The sequence below is a fragment of the Pseudomonas spelaei genome (genome assembly GCF_009724245.1).
GTDB lineage: Bacteria > Pseudomonadota > Gammaproteobacteria > Pseudomonadales > Pseudomonadaceae > Aquipseudomonas > Aquipseudomonas spelaei.
This window is the reverse complement of sequence record NZ_WNNK01000025.1, coordinates 1-21,280: the sequence shown is the minus strand read 5'-3', so window position 1 is coordinate 21,280 and position 21,280 is coordinate 1. Positions and strand designations below refer to the sequence as shown.

Here is a 21,280-nt window from a genome sequence, read left to right as displayed (position 1 = left end):
TCAAGCTATTTACAACTCGGCCGCCAGACGTGAGCCCTGGTTGATGGCACGCTTGGCATCCAGTTCAGCCGCCACATCGGCGCCGCCGATCAAGTGCACGTTCTGCCCCGCGGCTACCAGGCCATCCTGCAACTCACGCAGTGGATCCTGGCCGGCGCAGATGACGATATTGTCCACCGGCAACACCTGTGGCTCGCCCTCGGCGCCGATGCGGATGTGCAGGCCCTCATCATCGATTTTCAGGTATTCGACACTGTTGAGCATCTGCACGTGCTTGTTCTTCAAACCGGTGCGATGAATCCAGCCGGTGGTCTTGCCCAGGCCATCGCCGACCTTGGAGGTTTTGCGCTGCAACAGGAACACCTGGCGCGCCGGGGCATGAGGCTCGGCCTTGATCCCGGCCACACCGCCGCGTGCCTCCAGGTGAGTGTCGATACCCCACTCTTTCCAGAACGCTTCACGGTCCAGGCTGGTGGATACGCCTTGATGCACCAGGAACTCCGAGACATCAAAACCAATGCCCCCGGCACCGATTACCGCGACGCTTTTACCCACTGGTTTGCGCTCCAGGATCACATCCAGGTAGCTCAGCACCTTGGCGTTCTCGACGCCCGGGATCGCCGGAATGCGTGGGGCAATACCGGTGGCGAGAATGATCTCGTCATAACCGCCGGCCACCAGTTGTTCCACGTCGACTCGCGTGTTGAGGCACACCTCGACATGGGTGGTTTGCAGCTTGCGCTTGAAGTAGCGCAGGGTTTCAAAGAACTCTTCCTTGCCCGGCACACGTTTGGCGATGTTGAACTGGCCACCGATCTCGCTGGCGGAGTCGAACAGGGTCACCTGATGGCCGCGCTCGGCCGCCACCGTCGCGGCCGCAAGACCTGCAGGACCGGCACCGACCACGGCAATCTTCTTGATCTGCTTGACCGGCAAATAGTTGAGCTCAGTTTCGTGGCAGGCACGTGGGTTGACCAGGCAGGTGGTCAACTTGCCGCCAAAGGTGTGGTCCAGGCAGGCCTGGTTGCAGCCGATGCACGTGTTGATTTCGTCGGCGCGGCCTTCAGCGGCCTTGTTGACGAAGTCCGGGTCGGCCAGGAATGGCCGGGCCATGGACACCATGTCGGCATCGCCTTCGGCCAGGATCTGCTCGGCAATTTCCGGGGTGTTGATACGGTTGGTGGTAATCAGCGGAATGCTCACCGAGCCACGCAACTTAGCCGTCACCTTGCTGAACGCAGCACGGGGCACCTTGGTGGCAATGGTTGGGATCCGCGCTTCGTGCCAACCGATGCCGGTGTTGATAATGGTCGCGCCAGCCTGTTCGATGGCCTTGGCCAGCAGCACGATCTCTTCCCAGGTGCTGCCGCCTTGCACCAGGTCGAGCATCGACAGGCGGAAGATGATGATGAAATTAGGGCCAACGGCCTCGCGCACGCGGCGGACGATTTCCACCGGCAGGCGCATGCGGTTTTCGTAGCTGCCACCCCAGCGGTCGGTGCGATGGTTGGTGTGGGAGGCCAGGAACTGGTTGATGAAGTAACCTTCGGACCCCATGATTTCCACGCCATCGTACTCGGCCACCTGGGCCAGTACCGAACAGGTAACGAAATCGCTGATCTGCTTTTCGATGCCCTCTTCGTCCAGCTCCTTGGGCTTGAACGGGTTGATCGGCGCCTGAATCGCGCTCGGCGCCACCTGTTTTGGGCTGTAGGCATAACGGCCAGCGTGGAGGATCTGCATACAGATCTTGCCGCCGGCTTCGTGCACGGCCTGAGTCACGATCTTGTGCTTGCGTGCTTCTTCTTCGGTGGTCAGCTTGGCCGCGCCGGCATACACACCACCTTCATCGTTCGGGCCAATGCCACCGGTGACCATCAGGCCTACGCCGCCTCGGGCGCGTTCGGCAAAGTAGGCCGCCATGCGTTCGAAACCGCCGGGTTTTTCTTCCAGGCCAGTGTGCATCGAGCCCATCAGGGTGCGGTTACGCAGGGTGGTAAAACCCAGGTCCAACGGGGCCAGCAGGTGCGGGTAGGCAGCAGCGGTCATGGTACAGCTCCACAACGGATCATCACGGGACGTGGAAAGCTCGAACGGCCTCCCATCGGTTTATGCCCACAGACTAAGAGCCAGTGCGTTGCCGCTCAATGACTGAAACTGACAAGTTATTGATCCAAATGTGCAGCGCCCCTTGGCAAGTGGGTTCATGAGCCCTACCCTAGGTGGCGAACCCTGCACCCGGTCCGTTGTCTTTTTCTCATGCGTAAACTTCTTGCTTTCACCCTCACCATGGCCCTGGTCGCCGCCCTTTGCGCCTATCTGGTCTGGACCCAGGAACGCCCCGTGGGGCATTACCTGTCGGACCTGCGGATCAGCCTCGCGGTCGACGAAGGCACACCCTCCGATCGCGGCAACCTGTTGGGTATCCAGCCGGAACTGTTTCCCGCTGACTATCAGAGCCTGGAACGCCTGCACCTGAAGCTTGCGGCCTACCTGCAAAAGGCCCGGGACCAGGGATTGCTCAACGACAAGACCATCGTCGTGCTGCCGGAGCATGTCGGAACCTGGCTGATGGTCAGCGGCGAAAAGAATGAGCTATACCAGGCCACCAGCCTGAAAGAGGCGATGAATTGGCTGTCGGCCAGTAACCCGTTGCTGTTCCTGCGGGCACTGATCAGCGCCCAGGGTGACAACCGCATCGATGACGCCTACCTGCGCATGAAAGCGCCGGCCATGGCCCGGGACTATCAGGTCCTGTTCGGCGGCCTGGCCAAGGAATTCGGCATCACGCTGGTGGCCGGCTCCATTGCCCTGCCCAACCCCAGCGTCAGCCAGGGTCAATTGCAGGTTGGCCACGGCCCGCTGTACAACACCAGCCTGGTGTTCGGTCACGATGGGCTACTGCTGGGCCAGCCGCAGCGCCAGCTCTATCCGATCTTCGATGAGCGAGGTTTTATCGCGCCGGGCGACGAAAACGCCATCACCGTGATCGACACCCCGGCCGGGCGCCTGGGCATCCTGATCGGCAGCGACAGCTGGTACCCGGACAATTACCGCAAGCTCAATGAACAAGGCGCGCAACTGGTGGTCGTGCCGGCGTTCGTCATTGGCCGTGATACCTGGGACAAACCGTGGCGCGGTTTCAAAAGCGTCTCGACCCCACCGGAAATCAGCCTCAAGCCCGAAGAACTCAGCGAGGGTGAAGCCTGGCATCGCCTGACCCTGATCAGCCAGCAGCCTATCAGCCAGGCCACTGCCGGTATGAGCGTGTTCCTGCGCGGCCAGTTCTTTGACCAAGGCAGCAGCGGCCAGAGCTTTCTGAGCAGCACCGGCAAAGTGTTCGCCGACGGCAACGCCCATGGCGCGCGCATGCTGAATGTCTGGTTGTAGAGTATGAAACCCGCGCCGATGCGTCTCGGTGATCTGTCAGTGGGCTTCGTCCATACCTTGGCCGACGCCGTCCTCAGCCATGGCCTGGACCCGCAGCCGCTGCTGCTGCAATACGGCCTGGACCCGGCGCGACTCGGCGAGGCCGGCGCTCGCTTGTCGATCCCGCGCTACATGCGCCTGGGCCACGCCGCCATCCAACTGACCGGCGACCCGAGCCTGGGCCTGCGCATGGGCCAGCTCAGTCGTTTGAGCCAGGCAGGGCTGGCCGGTGTCACGGCGGCTCAGGCGCCCACGGTGCGTGAAGCTGCGCGCATACTGACGCGCTTCGAAGCGTTGTACGGCTCAAACTATCGCGGCCAATCCAGCTTTCATGAAGACGCCGAAGGCGCTTGGCTGCGTTTCTACTCCATCAGTCCTTACAACGCTTACAACCGCTTTGTGGTGGATTCGATCATCGCCGGCTGGCTGCACCAGCTTTCGAGCCTGAGCCTGCAATCGGTCCAGGCTGAGCGCATCGAGATTGAGTTCACCGCGCCGGACTACAGCGAACGCTACAGCGTGCTGGGGGATTGCCCAATCCAGTTTGGCGCCGAGGCCAATCAGCTACGCCTCAGCCAGAACACCCTGGCCATGCGCAACCCCGAGCATTGCCCGAGTACCTGGCAGTTGCTGTTGCAGTTGTGTGAAAGGGAATTGGAGCAGTTGACCCGCACCCGCAGCCTGCGCGAGCGCATTACCCGTTTGCTCGGGCCGATGCTCAATGGTGGCCGGGAACCCGACCTGGAAGAAGTGGCGGCACGCTTGAAGCTGCCGACCTGGACCTTGCGTCGCAAACTGGCCGAAGAAGGCACTCAGTTTCGCGCAATTCTCAACGATACCCGCCGCGACCTGGCCATGACCTACATTCGCGACACCGAACTGGCATTTGGTGAAATTGCCTATTTGCTGGGTTTTGCTTCAGCGGAAGCCTTTCAACGGGCCTTCAAGCGGTGGAACAGCCAGACCCCAGGGGAATTTCGCCGCAGTCAGCGGCATTCCGCCTGAAGTCTGTTTACAGCTCTGTTGCATCATCGGCCGGATCCAGCGGATCCAATTCAAAGGCCTGGTACTCCAACAGTTCTTCCTGGTAATCGTCCATTGCTGACTCCTTGTTTAATCGAAAAGGCGTTGTGTAATGACCTGCACAACCAGCCTAAAGTGCCTTCATGACGAAAAAATGTCCGAGCCATGACGTTCCTGCACTTAAAGATTAAACGTAGCAGCCTTCTTTGGATTTAACAGGACATGTCATAAATGCAATTGCAATCATTGCAATTGCAATCATTAAACGAATTCCATTAAGGTATAGGCATCCATTGCCAGGCGACCCGCCCCATGACTGCCCGTACCGTGCAATCAGCCCTGACCTGCATCGACGCTCTCAGCGCCGAGAAACAACTCCGCAATTCGCCGCGGTATACCGTCATGGCGATGGCTAATACCCTGGAGTCGACCCGACAAGCGTGGGTCATTCGTGGCCAGTCGCGCTCCCATCGCACAGGCACCTGGCCCAGTTGGTTTGCCCGCAATACCGGGGAAAAACCAATGCTGTATCTGCACAGCGCTACGTCATCCGCACAGTTGCGCGCACTGTCGAGCGAGACCGAACAGCGGGGAATTTTGTGCAACGACATCGAAACCCGCCCATCCCCCTCGCTACCGTTGTGGCTCGCGAGCAATCTGCACTGCACGCCTTATGATCCGGCCTCGGGCGAAGAAGCCCAGGCAATTGTCCTGGCGGGTTTACAAGCGCTGTATGTCGACGGCAAGCCAGGGTTTTATTACCTGGCGCTGCATGATCAGAACGACGGGCCGAGGCTGCACCCGCAAGACCGTGACGACGCGCTCAAGGGCATGTATTGGATCCGGCGTGAGCCCGTGGGGGATCTGAAAGTACGATTACTGGGTGCAGGGCGGGCATTTGAGGAAGTCCTGCACGCCGCTCAATTACTGGAAACGGATTGGAGCGTCCAGGCACAACTCTGGAGTTGCCCCAGCTACACACGACTGGCCCGTGAAGCAGGCGCGGCTGAGCGCTGGAATCGCCTGCATCCCATGGCACCCAGGCGTAGCTGTCACTTACGTGATTGCTTGACCCATGACGAAGCACCGGTAGTTGCGGTTACCGGCTATCCACAACCGATTGTCGATCAATTGTCAGCGTATGTGGACGCACGGTTTGTGGCATTAGGCGCGGGATCAGTGGGGGCCTCGGCGCCCAGTCGGTTTTGGATCACCGTGTTAGCGTTGAAAGCATTGGCGGATGACCGGCGTATCGATGCAGGCATAGTAGAGGCGGCACTGCATCGGTATCGACTGAAATGAATCAGTCTTTGCGTCGTCCGCGGGACTGTAGACCTGCCCCCATCGCCAGGGCTGCCGTACGCTCCAGTGCACCGGCAAACCCTTGGCGCTGCTCGGCGTCGAGCTGCGACAAAAACAACTCATCCACTGTGTTTTCGTAGATTTTCCACATTTTCTTGCGCAACACCCGACCGGCATCGGTGATCGAGACAAACGCCGCTCGACCATCACCGTCACAGCGCGAACGCACTACCAGCCCGTCCTTTTCCAGACGGTCCACCAACCGCGTCAGGTTGTAACGCTCGATGGCAAGCACATCGGCCAGCTCATGCATACGCCGGGTACCTTCAGGGCCGCTTTCCAGGCCCCACAACGCATCGTACCAAGCGTAGGGCGGTAGCCCGGCAGCAGCCAGGCGCCGCTCGATTTCACGGATGACCGTCCTGTGGGCCCGGACAAAACGGAACCAGACATCAGGCTCTTTCGACGACATGCAACACCATCCGGAGAATTCGAGAAGGTTGCAATAGTAGCTCATCCCGCGCTAGATTCAGCCTAGTAGTTGCAACTGCAACTAATTTTTCAGCATGCCAACACCCATCTCCCACCAGGAGCCCGTACGCTGAAGTCCACCCGCCCCGGAGCCTGACATGAACTCGAATAACGCTGTAAGACATGACAACGATCCACAGGAAACCCGCGAATGGCTGGAGTCCATCGAGTCGGTGCTGTCCACCGAAGGCCGTCCGCGTGCTCATTACCTGATTGATCAGTTGCTGGATTTCGACGTGGCTCGGCATGGTGACTTCCACGGACGGGTGACCACCCCTTACGTCAACACAATCCCCGTCGACCGCCAGTTGCCCTACCCCGGTAACTTGGCCATTGAGCGGCGTCTGAATGCATTCATCCGCTGGAACGCCATGGCCATGGTGCTACGTGCCGGTAAACACTCGGGCGTCGGCGGACACATCGCCACCTATGCGTCGGCAGCCGTCCTCTACGATGTAGGCTTCGACCATTTTTTCCGTGGCCGCACCGATAGCTTCGACGGAGACCTGGTGTATATCCAGGGCCACTCTTCGCCAGGCATCTACGGCCGCGCCTACCTCGAAGGCCGGATCAGCGAAGCGCAGCTGGACAACTTCCGTCGGGAAGCGGACGGCAAAGGTCTTTCGTCCTATCCGCACCCACGCTTGATGCCAGACTTCTGGCAATTCCCTACGGTGTCCATGGGCTTGGGACCCATCACCGCCGCCTACCAGGCGCGCTTCATGCGCTACTTGGAATTACGTGGCCTCAAGCAGCATCAGGGGCGCAAGGTCTGGGCCTTCCTCGGCGATGGAGAGATGGACCAGCCAGAATCCCTGGCGGCAATTTCCCTGGCCGGCCGGGAGAAACTCGACAATCTGATTTTTGTGGTCAACTGCAACCTGCAACGTCTGGACGGCCCGGTACGAGGCAACGCCAAGGTGATTCAGGAGTTCGAAAGCCTGTACCGTGCCGCTGGCTGGAACGTAATCAAGGTGATATGGGGCAGTGGCTGGGATGCATTGCTGGACAAGGACCAGAGTGGCCTGCTGCGCCAGCGCATGATGGAGTGCGTCGATGGTGACTATCAGAACTACAAATCGCAAAACGGCGCTTATGTGCGGGAACACTTTTTCGGCAAATACCCAGAGTTGCTGGCACTGGTTGCCGACCTTTCCGATAACGATATCTGGAAGCTCTCTCGCGGCGGCCACGACCCCGACAAGGTCTACAATGCCTATGCTGCTGCCGTGCGCCACAACAGCCAACCCACGGTGATCCTGGCGAAAACCGTCAAGGGCTTCGGCATGGGCGAGGCCGGCGAAGGCCAGAACATCAACCACCAGTTGAAAAAGATGGGCGCCGAGGCAGTGAAAGCTTTCCGCGATCGCTTCGGGCTGGACGTGGCAGACGATCAACTGGCCGACATCCCCTACCTCAAGCCCGACGCCGACAGCGAAGAGGCCCGCTACTTTGCCGCTCGCCGCCAGTCACTGGGCGGCTATATCCCGTCTCGTAGCGGCGCAGTCGAACCATTGCGGATCCCTGAACTCGATGCGTTTTCCACCCAGCTCAAGGACACCGGCGAACGCTCGATATCCACTACCATGGCGTTTGTGCGCATCCTCGGTACTCTGCTCAAGGACCCGAACATCGGTAAGCTGATTGTGCCCATCGTGCCAGACGAGTCCCGCACCTTTGGTATGGAAAGCCTATTTCGCCAGATCGGCATTCACTCCGCTGTCGGTCAGTTGTACACCCCGCAAGACGCTAGCCAACTCAGCTACTACAAGGAAAGCAAGGACGGACAGATCATGCAGGAAGGCCTAAATGAATCCGGCGCCATCTCCTCATGGATTGCTGCCAGTACGTCCTACAGCAACCATGGCTTGATGACCGTACCTTTCTATATCTTCTATTCGATGTTCGGCTTCCAGAGGGTTGGTGATTTGGCCTGGGCGGCAGCTGATGCACGGGCACGGGGCTTTCTGCTGGGAGCGACCGCCGGACGTACCACGCTGATGGGTGAAGGTTTGCAACATGACGATGGACACAGCCATGTACTGTCGTCGGTCATTCCTTGCTGCGTGTCCTATGACCCGACCTTTGCCTTCGAGCTGGCAGTCATCATTCGTGAGGGCATGCGTCGCATGTACGTCGAGCAAGAGGACATTTACTACTACATCACCCTGCTCAACGAAAACTACCCGCACCCGGCAATGCCCAATGGCGTCGAGGAAGGAATTCTCAAGGGAATGTATCGGTTAAAGCCGGGCGAAGAAACGCAACAACCACGGGTACAACTGATGGGCAGTGGTTCGATCTTGCGAGAGGTCATCGCCGCTGCGGATTTATTGCGAGACGACTTTGATATTGCTAGCGATGTCTGGAGTGTCACCAGCCTGACTGAGCTACGCCGTGATGGCCATAAAGTGGAGCGCTGGAACCTGCTGCATCCAGAGAGCGAACCCCGCATCAGTTATGTGGAGCAGTGCCTGTCGGGTCACGCTGGCCCAGTAGTCGTGACCACCGACTACATGAAGATTTTCGCCGACCAGATTCGCCCCTTCGTCTCGGGACGCCGCTTCGTTGCGCTGGGGACTGATGGCTTTGGCCAATCAGATACCCGTGAGGCTTTGCGCGAGTTCTTTGAGGTAGACCGGCATTTCATCGTGCTCGCTGCCTTGAAAGCCTTGGCCGATGACGGCGTGATCAGCCGCAGTCGCATCGCAGAGGCCATTGGTCGCTACGGGATCAACGTCGACAAGTCGAACCCCGCAGCGGTCTAGCTTACTGAGCCGGCGTCGGCAGTGGAGGAATCGCCTCTGTCGGCGCTGGCAACGCAGGCGTGGTTTCAACCGGGACGGCGGGTGCAGGTACTTCCTGCGGCGCAATCGGTGCAACTTGCGGTGATGGCGCTATCGGTTGTAACACAGCCGGTGCTACGGGAGCCAAGGGCGCAACCGGTACTTCCTTCGACGCTTCAACCTTATCCGTGGCCTGGGCTGCCTTGGGTTCAGGCACACCCAAGTCAGCCTTGGGCTTCTCGGGCAGGTGCTCGGCCGCTTTCACCTCTTGCGGCAGGAACACGTCCACCAATGCGAAGTAGCGCTCATAAAACTTGGGCGAGGTCACCGTCTCGCTGGCCACCTTGACCATCGAATCGTCGGTGGAGCCAATGGGCATCGACACCGAACCCAGTACACCGACCCCAAGGCTCGCTGAATTGTTGACCTTTTTCAGCGCATAACGATCCTGCAGAGCGTTGGCAAACATGGTCGAGTGGTGATCGGCGCTGCCGTCTTTGGCACACACGATACTGAAACTGATCTGCAGGTGAGTCTCACCGGTCTGCTGGAAACTCTTGTTACCGCTCACCAGCTTGGGATCACTGCTGGTGATGATGTAGCCCTGGCTCAGCAGCGCACGCCTGGCCGCTTCACAGGCGGCGACTTCACTGACCGGATAGTCCCGAGAGAACGTACCGGAATCATCGAAATTCTCATGTTCATAAATAGCGGTCTTGGGTGACGAACAGCCCGCGGCGCCCGCCAGCACCAGCGCCAGCCCGAGGCTACGCAAGTGAAATGATGTCAACATTGAAAATCCTGAGGAAAACAGTCAGGGCGGTATTGTGCAACAGAACGTGGCCCTGGCGTGCGGATTCCTGTCGGTAAAATCCAAGACACTTATGGGACGGTGTCCGCAGGAAAAAGCTGGTCGCACATATGGTCGATAAACACCCTTAACTTGGCCGAGGCGTGCCGGCTGGATGGCCAGAGCATCCAGAAGCTGCCGCTGTGTTCCACATAGTCGTCCAACACCCGTTGCAACCTGCCCTGCTCCACCGATTCACGGACCATGAAGTCCGGCAGGCAGGCAATGCCCAGGCCTTCATGGGCAACGTGCATGAGCGATTCAATGGTCGTGGACACCAGCGACGCACGCAGGATCGGCTCGGGCGTACCGGGTTCCGGTCGCAAAGGCCAGGCTTCCAACTTACCGGTGGCGCAGAATTTGTGACGCAAGCAGGCGTGCTCATTCAAGTCCTGGGGGCCAAGGGGCACGCCGTGTTGGGCAAAATAGTCAGGCGAGCCCACCAGCACCAAGCTGAAATGCCCAAGCAGGCGTGCCATCAAACGCGAATCCTCGGGCTTGCCAGTACGCACCACCGCGTCAAAACCCTCCTCGATCACATCCACCATGCGGTCAGAGAAGTCCACGTCCAGTTCTATATCCGGATAAGCGCGCATAAAGTCAGTCAATACCGGCATTAACAAACCCCTGACCTGAGGCAAGCTGATGCGCAACTTACCCCTTGGGGTAGCGGCTGCCTGGGTCAACTCCTGCTCCGCCGCCTCGACCTCGGCGAGAATGCGTCGGGAACGTTCCAGAAACAATGCGCCCTCCCCCGTCAACGTGATACTGCGGGTGCTGCGGTGAAACAGCCTGACCCCCAGGCGCTCTTCGATACGCGCGATGCTCTTGCCGACCGCCGAGGAAGACACCCCCAACACCCGACCGGCATCGGTAAAGCTGCGGGTTTCCGCCACCAGCACAAACACCGAAATACTGCCCAGACTGTCCATGGTGGCTTTCCAGATGATTGCGGATACAAGCGTCCGATAAGTTCGGAACCTTAGCCTGTTTTTCTGCCCAACGCAGCCCTCTACTCTGCGTCCTTGCCCTGCCGCATTGACACTGGAGCCGAGAAACATGAACGACAGCTGTGTACTTTCCGATTCTCCCCCCCACCGTGCTGCCAGCCGTGATCGACTGCCTCTGAGTGGTTTGCTGGCACTGGCCACGGCCGGGTTCATCACCATCCTCACCGAGGCCATGCCCGCAGGCCTGCTGCCACAAATGGGCGCCGATCTCGGGGTTTCCGAGGCACTGGTCGGTCAGCTCGTAACGCTCTACGCCATCGGCTCATTATTGGCAGCCATTCCCCTGACCATCGCCACCCGTGGCTGGCGCCGGCGACCGTTGCTGCTGATTGCCATCGGTGGCTTTGCCCTGGTCAACAGCATCACGGCGTTTTCCAACGACTACCTGCTGACACTGATAGCGCGTCTGTTTGCCGGTGTTTTTGCTGGCCTGCTCTGGGCGCTATTGGCCGGTTACGCCAGCCGTATGGTGGCGCCGCATCTGCAAGGACGAGCAATTGCCGTGGCCATGCTGGGCGCCCCGTTGGCACTGTCCCTTGGGGTACCCGCCGGAACCTTCCTCGGTACCGCAGTGGGATGGCGCTTAAGCTTTGCGATCATGACCGGACTAACGATTGTGTTGCTGGCCTGGGTGCGCTGGCAGGTGCCGGACTTTGCCGGGCAAAGCGCTGAGAAACGCCTCGGGCTCCGCCAGGTACTGGCACTACCCGGAATTCGTCCGGTGTTGTTTGTAACCTTCACCTACGTGCTGGCCCATAACATTCTCTACACCTACATCGCGCCTTTTTTAGTACCTGCCGGAATCGCAGCCGACATCGACCGGGTGCTGCTGGTGTTTGGTCTGGCCGCGCTCTTGAGTATCTGGATTGTTGGGGTGTTGATTGACAAACGCCTGCGCCAGTTGTTGATCATCAGCTGTACGTTGTTTGCCTTTTCAGCACTGGCGCTGGTGTTCTGGATCAGCTCTGCCGGCGTGATCTACACGACGGTCGCGTTGTGGGGCCTGGCCTTTGGTGGCCTTGCGGCACTGCTGCAAACGGCGCTCGCCAAGTCCGCCGGGGATTCGGCCGATGCAGCGCAGTCGATGCTGGTCACCGTGTGGAACCTGGGGATTGCCGGAGGCGGTTTGGCAGGAGGCATATTGTTGCAAGGAATGGGAGTGACTTCATTTCCGTGGGCGGTCGCCACATTGCTGTTGCTGGCACTGCTCACGACACTACGGACGAAACACATTCACTGACTCGAACGGGCAAAAAAAACCCGGCCTCTTCAGGCCGGGGTCTTTTTATTCAGGCGACTCGCAACATCAGAACTTCTTGATGTCAGCCTGGGTTTCCAACTGCTTGCGATAGGCGGCAAAGTCCTGCTGCCCCTCGCGCGATGCGAGGAAGCGACGGTACTGAGCCTTTTCTTCGTCCGTCGGAACAGCGGCTTCGTTGACGCCGTTCAAGCGCACGATCATCAGGCTACCGTCCGCCAGCGTCACGCTGGTGAAGGTCGGCTTGTCCTTGGCCGCAGGCTTGGGCATACGGAACAGGGCTTGCAACACGGCTGGGTCGCTCCCTTCCTGGCCACGGGTGGCCGCTTCAGTAACTTTCCAGTTCTGACCATCGATCACTTGATTCAATGGAGTCTTGCCGTCACGCAGGCTGGCAATCAGCTCATCCGCATGCGCCTTGGCCGCAGCGCTGGCGCGCTCCTTGGTCATTTGCGCACGGATGGCCGTCGAAACGCTTTCCAGCGGCAACTGCGCAGGCTTCAAGTGCTCTTTGGCACGCAGCACCACGATGGTTTCCGGATCCAGATCGATGGCGGTGCTGTTGGCACCCTCATCCAGGACTTCAGGGCTGAACGCTGCGGCAACTACCGCACGGTTCGCCGCAATGCCATCACCACCGTCACGACCAAATGGTTTCGAGGTGTGCACAGTCAGCTTCAGGTCCGACGCTGGCTGGGCCAGGTCGGAAGCTTCGAATGCAGCATCTTCCAGTTGTTTGGTCGCTTCAACGAAACGCTGTTCAACCTGCTGGGTCTTGAGCTCGTGAGTCAGCTTGTCTTTCAGGCTGGCAAACGAAGGCACTTGCGGTGCTTCAACACCCAACAGCTTGATCAGGTGCCAACCGAAGGTGGTACGCACCGGCGCCGAGACCTGATCCTTGTTCAAGGCATACAGGGCTGTTTCGAAGGCCGGGTCGTAGACGCCAGGCCCCGCGTAACCGAGATCACCGCCGCTGTTCGCCGAACCTGGATCCTGGGAGAACTCCTTGGCCAGGGCTTCAAAGCTTTCGCCCTTGGCCAGGCGCGCCTGGATTTCCTCGATCTTGGCCTTGGCTTGCGCCTCGTTCACCTTGTCGTTGACTTCAATCAGAATATGCGCGGCACGACGCTGTTCAGCGAGGTTGGCGGTTTCTTTCTGATACAACGCCTGCAGCTCATCGTCCTTGACCGTGACCTGGTCGAAGAAAGAAGACTTCTTCAGCTCCAGGTAGTCGATGACCACTTGGTCAGGGGTCATGAACTCTTTGGCGTGCTGGTCGTAGTAAGCCTTGACCTCGTCGTCGGTGAGTTTCACCGCAGCAGGATCAGCCTTGATGTTGACGGTGGCGAAATCGCGAGTCTGCTTTTCCAGGCGCGCAAACGCCAGGACCTGAGCGTCGGTGACAAAACCACTGCCGGCGATACCTGCACGAACCTGGCCGATCAGCATTTCCTGAGTCAGCATCTGACGGAATTGCAGACGGCTGTAACCCAACTGACGGATCACCTGGTCAAAACGCTCGGCGTTGAACTGACCATCAACCTGGAATTCCGGTGTCTGCAGGATCACTTGGTCCAGCGCAGCCTCGGAGAAAGCGAATTTCGAATCAGCGGCGCCTTGCAGCAGCAGCTTGCGATCGATCAAACCTTTGAGAGCGGCTTCGCGCAACAGCTTTTCATCCAGCAAGGAAGCATCGAAGTCCTTGCCCAACTGTTGCATCAACTGACGACGTTGCATGTCGACAGCCTGGCTCAGCTCGTTTTGGGTGATTTCTTCACCGTTGACCTTGGCCACGTCCTGCTTGTTGTTGGTCGAAGCCTGAAAAATAGCCTCGATACCGGTGAACGCCATCAATGCGACGATGATCCCGATAATGGTCTTGGCAATCCAGCCTTGTGAATTGTCCCTGATATTCTGCAGCATGCGTCCCCCAGAAACGGTTGAACTTCAAAATTAGGCAACCGTGGAGCGTGGGTAGAGTCCGGATAGAAGAAAGGCGCATCCGAGGATGCGCCTTCTCGTAACTGGCGGAGCGGACGGGGGTTTGAACCCACACCCCCGGCGTGGCGACCCGATGGATACTTGGGTCAGCTACCGCTCCGCTGCCAGGTCAGACCTGCGTCCAACCCGGATGGGTAAGGCTTGAACGAAGCTTAGTTAACCGCTTCTTTCAGGGCTTTACCGGCTTTGAAACCTGGTTTTTTGGCCGCGGCGATTTGCAGCGCCTTGCCAGTCTGTGGGTTACGGCCAGTGCGAGCTGGACGATCGGTCACAGAGAAAGTACCGAAACCAACCAGTACCACGGAGTCGCCGGCCTTGAGAGCGCCAGTGACGGATTCGATTACTGCGTCCAGCGCACGGCCAGCAGCGGCTTTCGGGATATCAGCAGATGCAGCGATAGCATCAATCAGTTCCGACTTGTTCACTCTAAGTCCCCTTATATCTATTGAGTATGATTCTAAGTTTTTTGGTGAAAGCAAAAACCAGTGCTGAATGGCCTACAGACACTTAAGAGCCGCTTTATAACAAGGGCTCTAAAAAGCTGTCAAGGAAGCCACCAGGCTTAAACGTATTAATGCGTGCTAATTCTTTCCTTAGAGTCAGTCTCGCGTTTTTCATCCTTTGCAACTATCTCCGGAGCCACATCCGGCAAGGGCTCCGGCGCGTATTGCAGCGCAATTTGCAGGACCTCGTCAATCCATTTAACGGGTTTAATCTGCAGATCTTGCTTGATGTTGTCAGGAATTTCCTTCAAGTCACGCACATTCTCTTCAGGAATGATCACCGTCTTGATACCACCACGGTGCGCAGCGAGCAATTTCTCTTTGAGGCCACCAATGGCCAGCACCTGGCCTCGCAAGGTAATTTCCCCGGTCATGGCGACATCGGCACGCACCGGAATGCCGGTCAAGGCTGATACCAGTGCCGTACACATGCCTACGCCTGCGCTAGGGCCGTCCTTGGGGGTCGCCCCTTCCGGCATATGGATGTGGGTGTCGCGCTTCTCGTGGAAGTCCACGGGGATCCCCAGGCTTTTGGCGCGGCTGCGCACCACGGTCAGCGCGGCGGTGATCGACTCGACCATCACATCGCCGAGGGAACCGGTCTTGATCAACTGGCCTTTGCCCGGCACGACAGCCGCTTCGATGGTCAGCAATTCGCCGCCCACCTGAGTCCACGCCAGGCCGGTTACCTGACCGATCTGATCCTGCTGCTCTGCCAGGCCATAACGGAATTTACGCACGCCCAGGTAGTGCTCCAGGGAGTCTGCGGTGGCCTTCACCGAGAAGCGCTTTTCCAACGCATGTTCCTTGACCGCCTTGCGGCAGATCTTCGCCAACTGACGCTCAAGGCCCCGTACACCGGCCTCGCGGGTGTAGTAACGAATGATGTCGCGGATCGCCTCGACCTCGAATTCGATCTCTCCCTTCTTCAGGCCATTGGCCGAAATCTGCTTGGGCGCGAGGTATTTGACCGCGATGTTGATCTTCTCGTCTTCGGTGTAGCCCGGCAGACGAATCACCTCCATCCGGTCCAGCAACGCTGGCGGAATGTTCATGGAGTTGGAGGTGCAAAGGAACATTACGTCGGACAGGTCGTAGTCGACTTCCAGGTAATGGTCGTTGAAATTGTGGTTCTGCTCAGGGTCGAGCACCTCCAGCAAAGCCGACGCCGGATCGCCACGCATGTCACTGCCCATTTTGTCGATTTCATCGAGCAGGAACAGTGGGTTGCGCACCCCCACCTTTGTCATCTTTTGAATCAATCTTCCCGGCATCGAACCGATATAAGTCCGGCGATGACCGCGAATTTCCGCTTCGTCGCGCACGCCACCAAGAGCCATGCGTACGAATTTACGGTTTGTTGCGTGGGCAATCGACTCAGCCAGCGAGGTTTTACCCACACCAGGAGGCCCGACCAGGCACAACACCGGGCCGCGAATCTTCTTCACGCGCTTTTGCACAGCGAGGTATTCGAGGATGCGTTCTTTGACTTCTTCGAGGCCATAGTGATCGGCATCGAGAATGTCTTCAGCGCGAGCCAGATCCAGGCGCACCTTGGTCTGAGCCTTCCACGGCACCTGAACCAGCCAGTCGATGTAGGAACGCACCACGGTCGCTTCGGCCGACATTGGCGACATCTGCTTGAGTTTGTTCAGCTCGGCAGTCGCTTTGGTCAGGGCGTCTTTCGGCAGGCCAGCGGCATCGATACGCTTCTTCAGCTCTTCGATTTCGTTGTGGCCTTCCTCGCTGTCACCCAGCTCCTTCTGAATGGCCTTCATCTGCTCATTCAGGTAGTACTCGCGCTGGCTGCGCTCCATTTGCTTTTTGACGCGCCCGCGAATGCGTTTCTCAACCTGCAGCAGGTCGATTTCAGCATCCAGCAATGCCAGGACGTGTTCGACCCGGGCCGACAAATCGATAATTTCGAGGATGTCCTGCTTCTGCTCGATTTTCAGCGCCATGTGCGCGGCCATGGTGTCGACCAGGCGGCTTGGCTCATCAATGCTGTTGAGGGAAGAAAGGACTTCAGCAGGAACTTTTTTGCCCAGTTGCACGTATTGCTCGAACTGGGAAAGCAGGCTGCGAACAAAGACTTCGGACTCGCGCTCAGGCGCATCGACTTCGTCGATCAGCACCACTTCGGCGCGCAGGTGGCCGTCCACCTCCATGAAGCGCTCAACCGCGCCACGCTGCTCGCCTTCAACCAACACCTTGACGGTGCCATCAGGCAGCTTGAGCAGTTGCAGAACGGTAGCAATCGTACCGACGCGATACAGGGCATCTTCGCCCGGATCATCGTCGGCAGGATTTTTCTGGGCCAACAGCAGAATCTGCTTGTCGCCCGTCATCGCGGCCTCGAGGGCTTCGATAGACTTCTCGCGCCCCACGAACAGCGGGATAACCATGTGCGGATACACAACGACATCGCGCAACGGCAGGAGAGGCAATTCAATGGTTGTCTTCATGATTTCGCCTCTATGACAGATGAAAGTAAGCTTGAAACCAAGATGGGGGCTGTCTGCAAAAAAAACAAGCTTAATGGCAGCAGTTAAACGCAGTAAAAACAAAGGGGCCCTAAGGCCCCTTGTTCTATTCCGGCAGGATGACGCTTATGCGTCAGGCGCAGCCTTGGCCGCCGGCTCACTGTTTTCATAGATATACAGTGGCTTGGACTTGCCTTCTATAACGCTTTCGTCGATCACCACTTTACTCACCTCGGATTGCGAGGGGATTTCATACATGGTGTCGAGCAACACGCCTTCGAGGATCGAACGCAAACCACGGGCGCCCGTCTTGCGCTCCAGTGCCCGCTTGGCCACCGATTTGAGCGCGTCAGCACGGAACTCGAGGTCCACACCTTCCATCTCGAACAGCTTGGCGTACTGCTTGGTCAGGGCGTTTTTCGGCTCGGTGAGAATCTGCATCAATGCAGCCTCATCCAGCTCATCCAACGTCGCCAAAACCGGCAGACGACCGACGAATTCCGGGATCAGACCGAACTTGACCAGATCATCAGGTTCGACTTCACGCAGGGATTCACCGACTTTCTTGCCTTCTTCCTTGCTGCGTACTTCTGCACTGAAGCCAATGCCACCACGGGTGGAACGGTTTTGAATAACCTTTTCCAGACCGGAGAACGCACCGCCGCAGATGAACAGGATGTTACGCGTATCAACCTGAAGGAATTCCTGCTGGGGATGCTTGCGGCCGCCTTGTGGCGGTACGGAAGCAACCGTACCTTCGATCAGTTTCAACAGCGCTTGCTGCACGCCCTCACCGGAAACATCCCGGGTAATCGAAGGGTTGTCGGATTTGCGCGAAATCTTGTCGATTTCATCGATGTAGACAATGCCCATCTGGGCTTTCTCTACGTCGTAATCGCATTTCTGAAGCAGCTTCTGAATGATGTTCTCAACGTCTTCGCCCACGTAACCCGCCTCGGTGAGGGTAGTTGCGTCAGCAATGGTGAAGGGAACGTTCAGCAGGCGAGCCAGGGTTTCTGCAAGCAGGGTTTTACCCGAACCTGTAGGACCGATCAGCAAGATGTTGCTTTTGCCGAGCTCGACGTCGTCATTCTTTTTGTCACGTTGGTTAAGGCGCTTGTAGTGGTTGTACACCGCTACGGCCAAAACCTTTTTCGCACGTTCTTGACCAATCACGTACTGGTCAAGGATGCCGCTGATTTCTTTAGGCGAAGGCAATTTATGCGCGCTGCTTTCGGCCTGAGCTTCCTGCACCTCCTCACGGATGATGTCATTGCACAGGTCGACGCACTCGTCGCAGATAAAGACCGAGGGGCCGGCAATCAATTTGCGCACTTCATGCTGGCTTTTGCCACAGAAGGAGCAATAGAGCAGCTTGCCGTTGTCCTCGCCGTTGCGGGTGTCAGTCATTCGTTCGATCCAAATCCGATAGGCTTGCAACACAAGATGAAGGCTATTGAGGGCTTTTTCAAGCCCACTGGTGGTCGGACCCGCCGACCAGCCCTATTTTGAGCTGCTTATATTAAGCGGGGCGCTTTTCGATCACTGCGTCGATCAACCCGTACTCACGCGCGGCTTCGGCGCTCATGAAGTTATCGCGGTTGGTATCGCGCTCGATCTCTTCCAGGGTATGCCCACTATGCTTGGCCATCAGCGTGTTGAGGCGCTCACGAATAAAGAGGATTTCCTTGGCATGGATTTCGATATCCGACGCCTGACCCTGGAAACCGCCCAGTGGTTGGTGAATCATCACACGCGAGTTCGGCAGGCAGTAACGCTTGCCCTCAGCACCAGCGGTCAGCAGGAAAGCACCCATGCTGCACGCTTGACCGATACAGGTGGTCGATACGTTCGGCTTGATGAACTGCATGGTGTCGTAGATCGACATGCCTGCCGTTACCGAACCGCCCGGGGAGTTGATGTAGAGATGGATGTCCTTGTCCGGGTTTTCCGCTTCAAGGAACAGCAGCTGCGCACAGATCAGATTGGCCATGTAGTCCTCTACCGGACCAACCAGAAAGATCACCCGCTCCTTGAGAAGGCGCGAGTAGATGTCATAGGCGCGCTCGCCACGAGCAGACTGCTCGACAACCATCGGGACCAGGCCGCCTGCGGCCTGGATATCAGAGTTCTGCTGAATATACGAATTACGGAACATGCTCTGCAGTTACTCCCAAATAGTCATGTCTTGAATACGCATAAGCCAGCGCGAGGCTGGCTTATGGGTGTATTTTCGAACGAGTTGGACAATCAGTCGGCTTGTGCTGCTTCCGCCGGCTTGACTGCTTCTTCGTAAGAGACCGCTTTGTCGGTCACCTTAGCCTTCTGCAGAACAGTATCTACAACTTGCTCTTCCAGCACAACCGAACGCACTTCGTTCAGTTGCTGGTCGTTCTTGTAGTACCAAGACACAACCTGCTCAGGCTCCTGGTAAGCCGAAGCCATTTCCTGAATCATCTCGCGGACGCGGGTTTCGTCAGGCTTGAGGTCGAACTGCTTGACCACTTCAGCCACGATCAGACCCAGCACTACACGGCGCTTGGCTTGTTCTTCGAACAGCTCAGCCGGCAGTTGGTCAGGCTTGATGTTGCCACCGAACTGCTGAACAGCCTGCACGCGCAGACGATCCACTTCGTTGGACAGCAGGGCCTTAGGCACTTCGATCGGGTTGGCAGCCAGCAGACCGTCCATGACCTGGTTCTTGACCTTGGACTTGATGGCCTGACGCAGTTCACGCTCCATGTTCTTGCGAACTTCGGTGCGGAAACCTTCGATACCGGTTTCCTTGATACCAAACTGGGCGAAGAACTCTTCGTTCAGCTCTGGCAGCTTAGGCTCGGAAACGGTGTTGACGGTCACGGTGAACTCAGCAGCCTTGCCAGCCAGGTCCAGGTTCTGATAGTCAGCCGGGAAGGTCAGGCTCAGAACACGCTCTTCGCCGGCTTTAGCGCCAACCAGACCGTCTTCAAAACCCGGGATCATGCGGTTGGAGCCCAGTACCAGCTGAGTACCCTTGGCCGAACCGCCAGCGAACACTTCGCCGTCAACCTTGCCAACGAAATCGATGTTCAACTGGTCTTCGTTCTGGGCAGCACGATCAGCCACTTCAAAACGAGTGTTCTGCTTGCGCAGAATTTCCAGCATGTTGTCCAGGTCCGAATCAGCCACGTCGGCGCTCAGACGCTCGATAGCGATGGAGTCGAAACCGGCCACTTCGAATTCAGGGAACACTTCGAACACGGCTACGTATTCCAGATCCTTGCCTGCTTCCAGAGTTTTAGGCTCGATCGAAGGCGAACCAGCCGGGTTCAGCTTTTGCTCGACAACAGCTTCGTAGAAGGAAGCCTGGATCACGTCGCCTACAGCTTCCTGACGTGCGTCAGCACCAAAACGGCGCTTGATTTCGCTCATCGGCACTTTGCCTGGACGGAAACCAGCGATCTTGGCCTTTTGGGCAGTCTGCTGCAGACGCTTGTTGACCTGAGTCTCGATGCGCTCAGCCGGCACGGTGATGCTCATGCGGCGCTCAAGAGCAGAAGTATTTTCAACAGAAACTTGCATGGATATTCCTCGTTGCACAGACGTTAGCCGGCCGTTTCCGACCCAAGAATCAAGGGCATGCATTCTAGTGGGTCAAACTCAAGAAGTCACCCTACTGAAAACGGGTAAAAAAGCAGCAGGCAATTTATAGGAGCGGATGCACGAATACACCTCACCCCGCTAGCAAATACAGTCAATCGCGCCAGGGCTCTGCGCCAACCCTTCTATATATAGAAGAGGCGGTCGATCACCTCGCTGGCAGCCGATCTCGCACGCGAGCTCGACGGGCCGGGCAGCAGCATCGAGAAACATAAATACGACGAAGCGCCCTGCCCTTGCGACCCCAAACCTGCGGCCGCGCTGAACACTCAAACCACTGAAACAAAAACGGCACAGCCCTTTTCAGATGCTGCGCCGTTATCTGCTATTAAATAGCTGCACGGATCCAATTTCGCCGGACCCGCTCCAAGCGTTCAAAACCGGCAACGATTCTAACGCCAAGGCATTGAGAATGCTTGCTTTTTTCTTGACGCTTGAACATCAGGCCAATTTGGCAAACCGCAG

Annotated in this window: 15 protein-coding genes; 5 read left to right on the top strand and 10 right to left on the bottom strand. The window is 57.8% G+C overall.

Features of this window, described 5'->3' with window-relative positions:
- Positions 1-9: 9 nt before the first annotated feature.
- Positions 10-2,049 (bottom strand): NADPH-dependent 2,4-dienoyl-CoA reductase, encoded by a 2,040-nt coding sequence (locus GNF76_RS24170; protein ID WP_155585598.1) that lies wholly within the window; start codon positions 2,047-2,049, stop codon positions 10-12.
- A 210-nt stretch (positions 2,050-2,259) separates the two neighbouring features.
- Here GNF76_RS24170 and GNF76_RS24165 point away from each other — a divergent pair, with 210 nt between their 5' ends.
- The 3 genes from GNF76_RS24165 to GNF76_RS24155 all read left to right on the top strand — a co-directional run bounded on the left by GNF76_RS24165 (position 2,260) and on the right by GNF76_RS24155 (position 5,754).
- Entirely contained in the window at positions 2,260-3,390 is a 1,131-nt protein-coding gene (locus GNF76_RS24165; protein ID WP_155585597.1) for a carbon-nitrogen hydrolase family protein, read from the top strand.
- Positions 3,391-3,393: 3 nt separating this feature from the next.
- Positions 3,394-4,434 carry an AraC family transcriptional regulator gene (locus tag GNF76_RS24160; protein WP_155585596.1) on the top strand — a complete coding sequence of 347 codons (1,041 nt, stop codon included), beginning with the start codon at positions 3,394-3,396 and terminating at the stop codon, positions 4,432-4,434.
- Positions 4,435-4,764: 330 nt separating this feature from the next.
- Positions 4,765-5,754: a transketolase-like TK C-terminal-containing protein gene (locus tag GNF76_RS24155; RefSeq protein WP_155585595.1), complete on the top strand. Its 990-nt coding sequence runs from the start codon at positions 4,765-4,767 to the stop codon at positions 5,752-5,754.
- A 1-nt stretch (position 5,755) separates the two neighbouring features.
- On the opposite strand, the gene GNF76_RS24150 is transcribed toward GNF76_RS24155, so the two are convergent.
- A complete protein-coding gene (locus GNF76_RS24150) occupies positions 5,756-6,226 on the bottom strand; it encodes a MarR family winged helix-turn-helix transcriptional regulator (protein WP_155585594.1) in 471 nt (156 codons plus the stop codon).
- A gap of 157 nt (positions 6,227-6,383) precedes the next feature.
- On the opposite strand from GNF76_RS24150, the gene aceE reads away from it, so the two are divergent.
- Complete coding sequence (gene aceE, locus GNF76_RS24145; protein WP_155585593.1) at positions 6,384-9,053, top strand: pyruvate dehydrogenase (acetyl-transferring), homodimeric type; 2,670 nt, start codon at positions 6,384-6,386, stop codon at positions 9,051-9,053.
- 1 nt (position 9,054) lies between these two features.
- Here the strand turns inward: aceE and GNF76_RS24140 are convergent, their stop codons facing one another.
- The gene (locus GNF76_RS24140; protein WP_155585592.1) at positions 9,055-9,864 is read right to left on the bottom strand and encodes a DUF2242 domain-containing protein; all 810 of its coding nucleotides are present in this window, start codon (positions 9,862-9,864) and stop codon (positions 9,055-9,057) included.
- Between the two features lie 89 nt (positions 9,865-9,953).
- Entirely contained in the window at positions 9,954-10,853 is a 900-nt protein-coding gene (locus GNF76_RS24135; protein WP_155585591.1) for a LysR family transcriptional regulator, read from the bottom strand.
- Between the two features lie 127 nt (positions 10,854-10,980).
- On the opposite strand from GNF76_RS24135, the gene GNF76_RS24130 reads away from it, so the two are divergent.
- A complete protein-coding gene (locus GNF76_RS24130; protein ID WP_155585590.1) occupies positions 10,981-12,171 on the top strand; it encodes an MFS transporter in 1,191 nt (396 codons plus the stop codon).
- 66 nt (positions 12,172-12,237) lie between these two features.
- On the opposite strand, the gene GNF76_RS24125 is transcribed toward GNF76_RS24130, so the two are convergent.
- The 6 genes from GNF76_RS24125 to tig all read right to left on the bottom strand — a co-directional run bounded on the left by GNF76_RS24125 (position 12,238) and on the right by tig (position 20,737).
- On the bottom strand, positions 12,238-14,112 hold the full coding sequence (locus GNF76_RS24125) for a SurA N-terminal domain-containing protein (protein ID WP_155585589.1): 1,875 nt from the start codon (positions 14,110-14,112) through the stop codon (positions 12,238-12,240).
- Positions 14,113-14,342: 230 nt separating this feature from the next.
- Positions 14,343-14,615, bottom strand: coding sequence for an HU family DNA-binding protein (locus GNF76_RS24120; protein WP_003174819.1), 273 nt, complete (start codon positions 14,613-14,615; stop codon positions 14,343-14,345).
- 146 nt (positions 14,616-14,761) lie between these two features.
- Positions 14,762-17,158, bottom strand: a complete 2,397-nt coding sequence (gene lon, locus GNF76_RS24115) for an endopeptidase La (protein WP_155585588.1) — start codon at positions 17,156-17,158, stop codon at positions 14,762-14,764.
- A 144-nt stretch (positions 17,159-17,302) separates the two neighbouring features.
- Entirely contained in the window at positions 17,303-18,586 is a 1,284-nt protein-coding gene (clpX, locus tag GNF76_RS24110; protein ID WP_155585587.1) for an ATP-dependent Clp protease ATP-binding subunit ClpX, read from the bottom strand.
- Between the two features lie 112 nt (positions 18,587-18,698).
- Positions 18,699-19,334 (bottom strand): ATP-dependent Clp endopeptidase proteolytic subunit ClpP, encoded by a 636-nt coding sequence (gene clpP, locus GNF76_RS24105; RefSeq protein WP_003174822.1) that lies wholly within the window; start codon positions 19,332-19,334, stop codon positions 18,699-18,701.
- A gap of 92 nt (positions 19,335-19,426) precedes the next feature.
- The gene (gene tig, locus GNF76_RS24100; RefSeq protein ID WP_155585586.1) at positions 19,427-20,737 is read right to left on the bottom strand and encodes a trigger factor; all 1,311 of its coding nucleotides are present in this window, start codon (positions 20,735-20,737) and stop codon (positions 19,427-19,429) included.
- Positions 20,738-21,280: the final 543 nt, after the last annotated feature.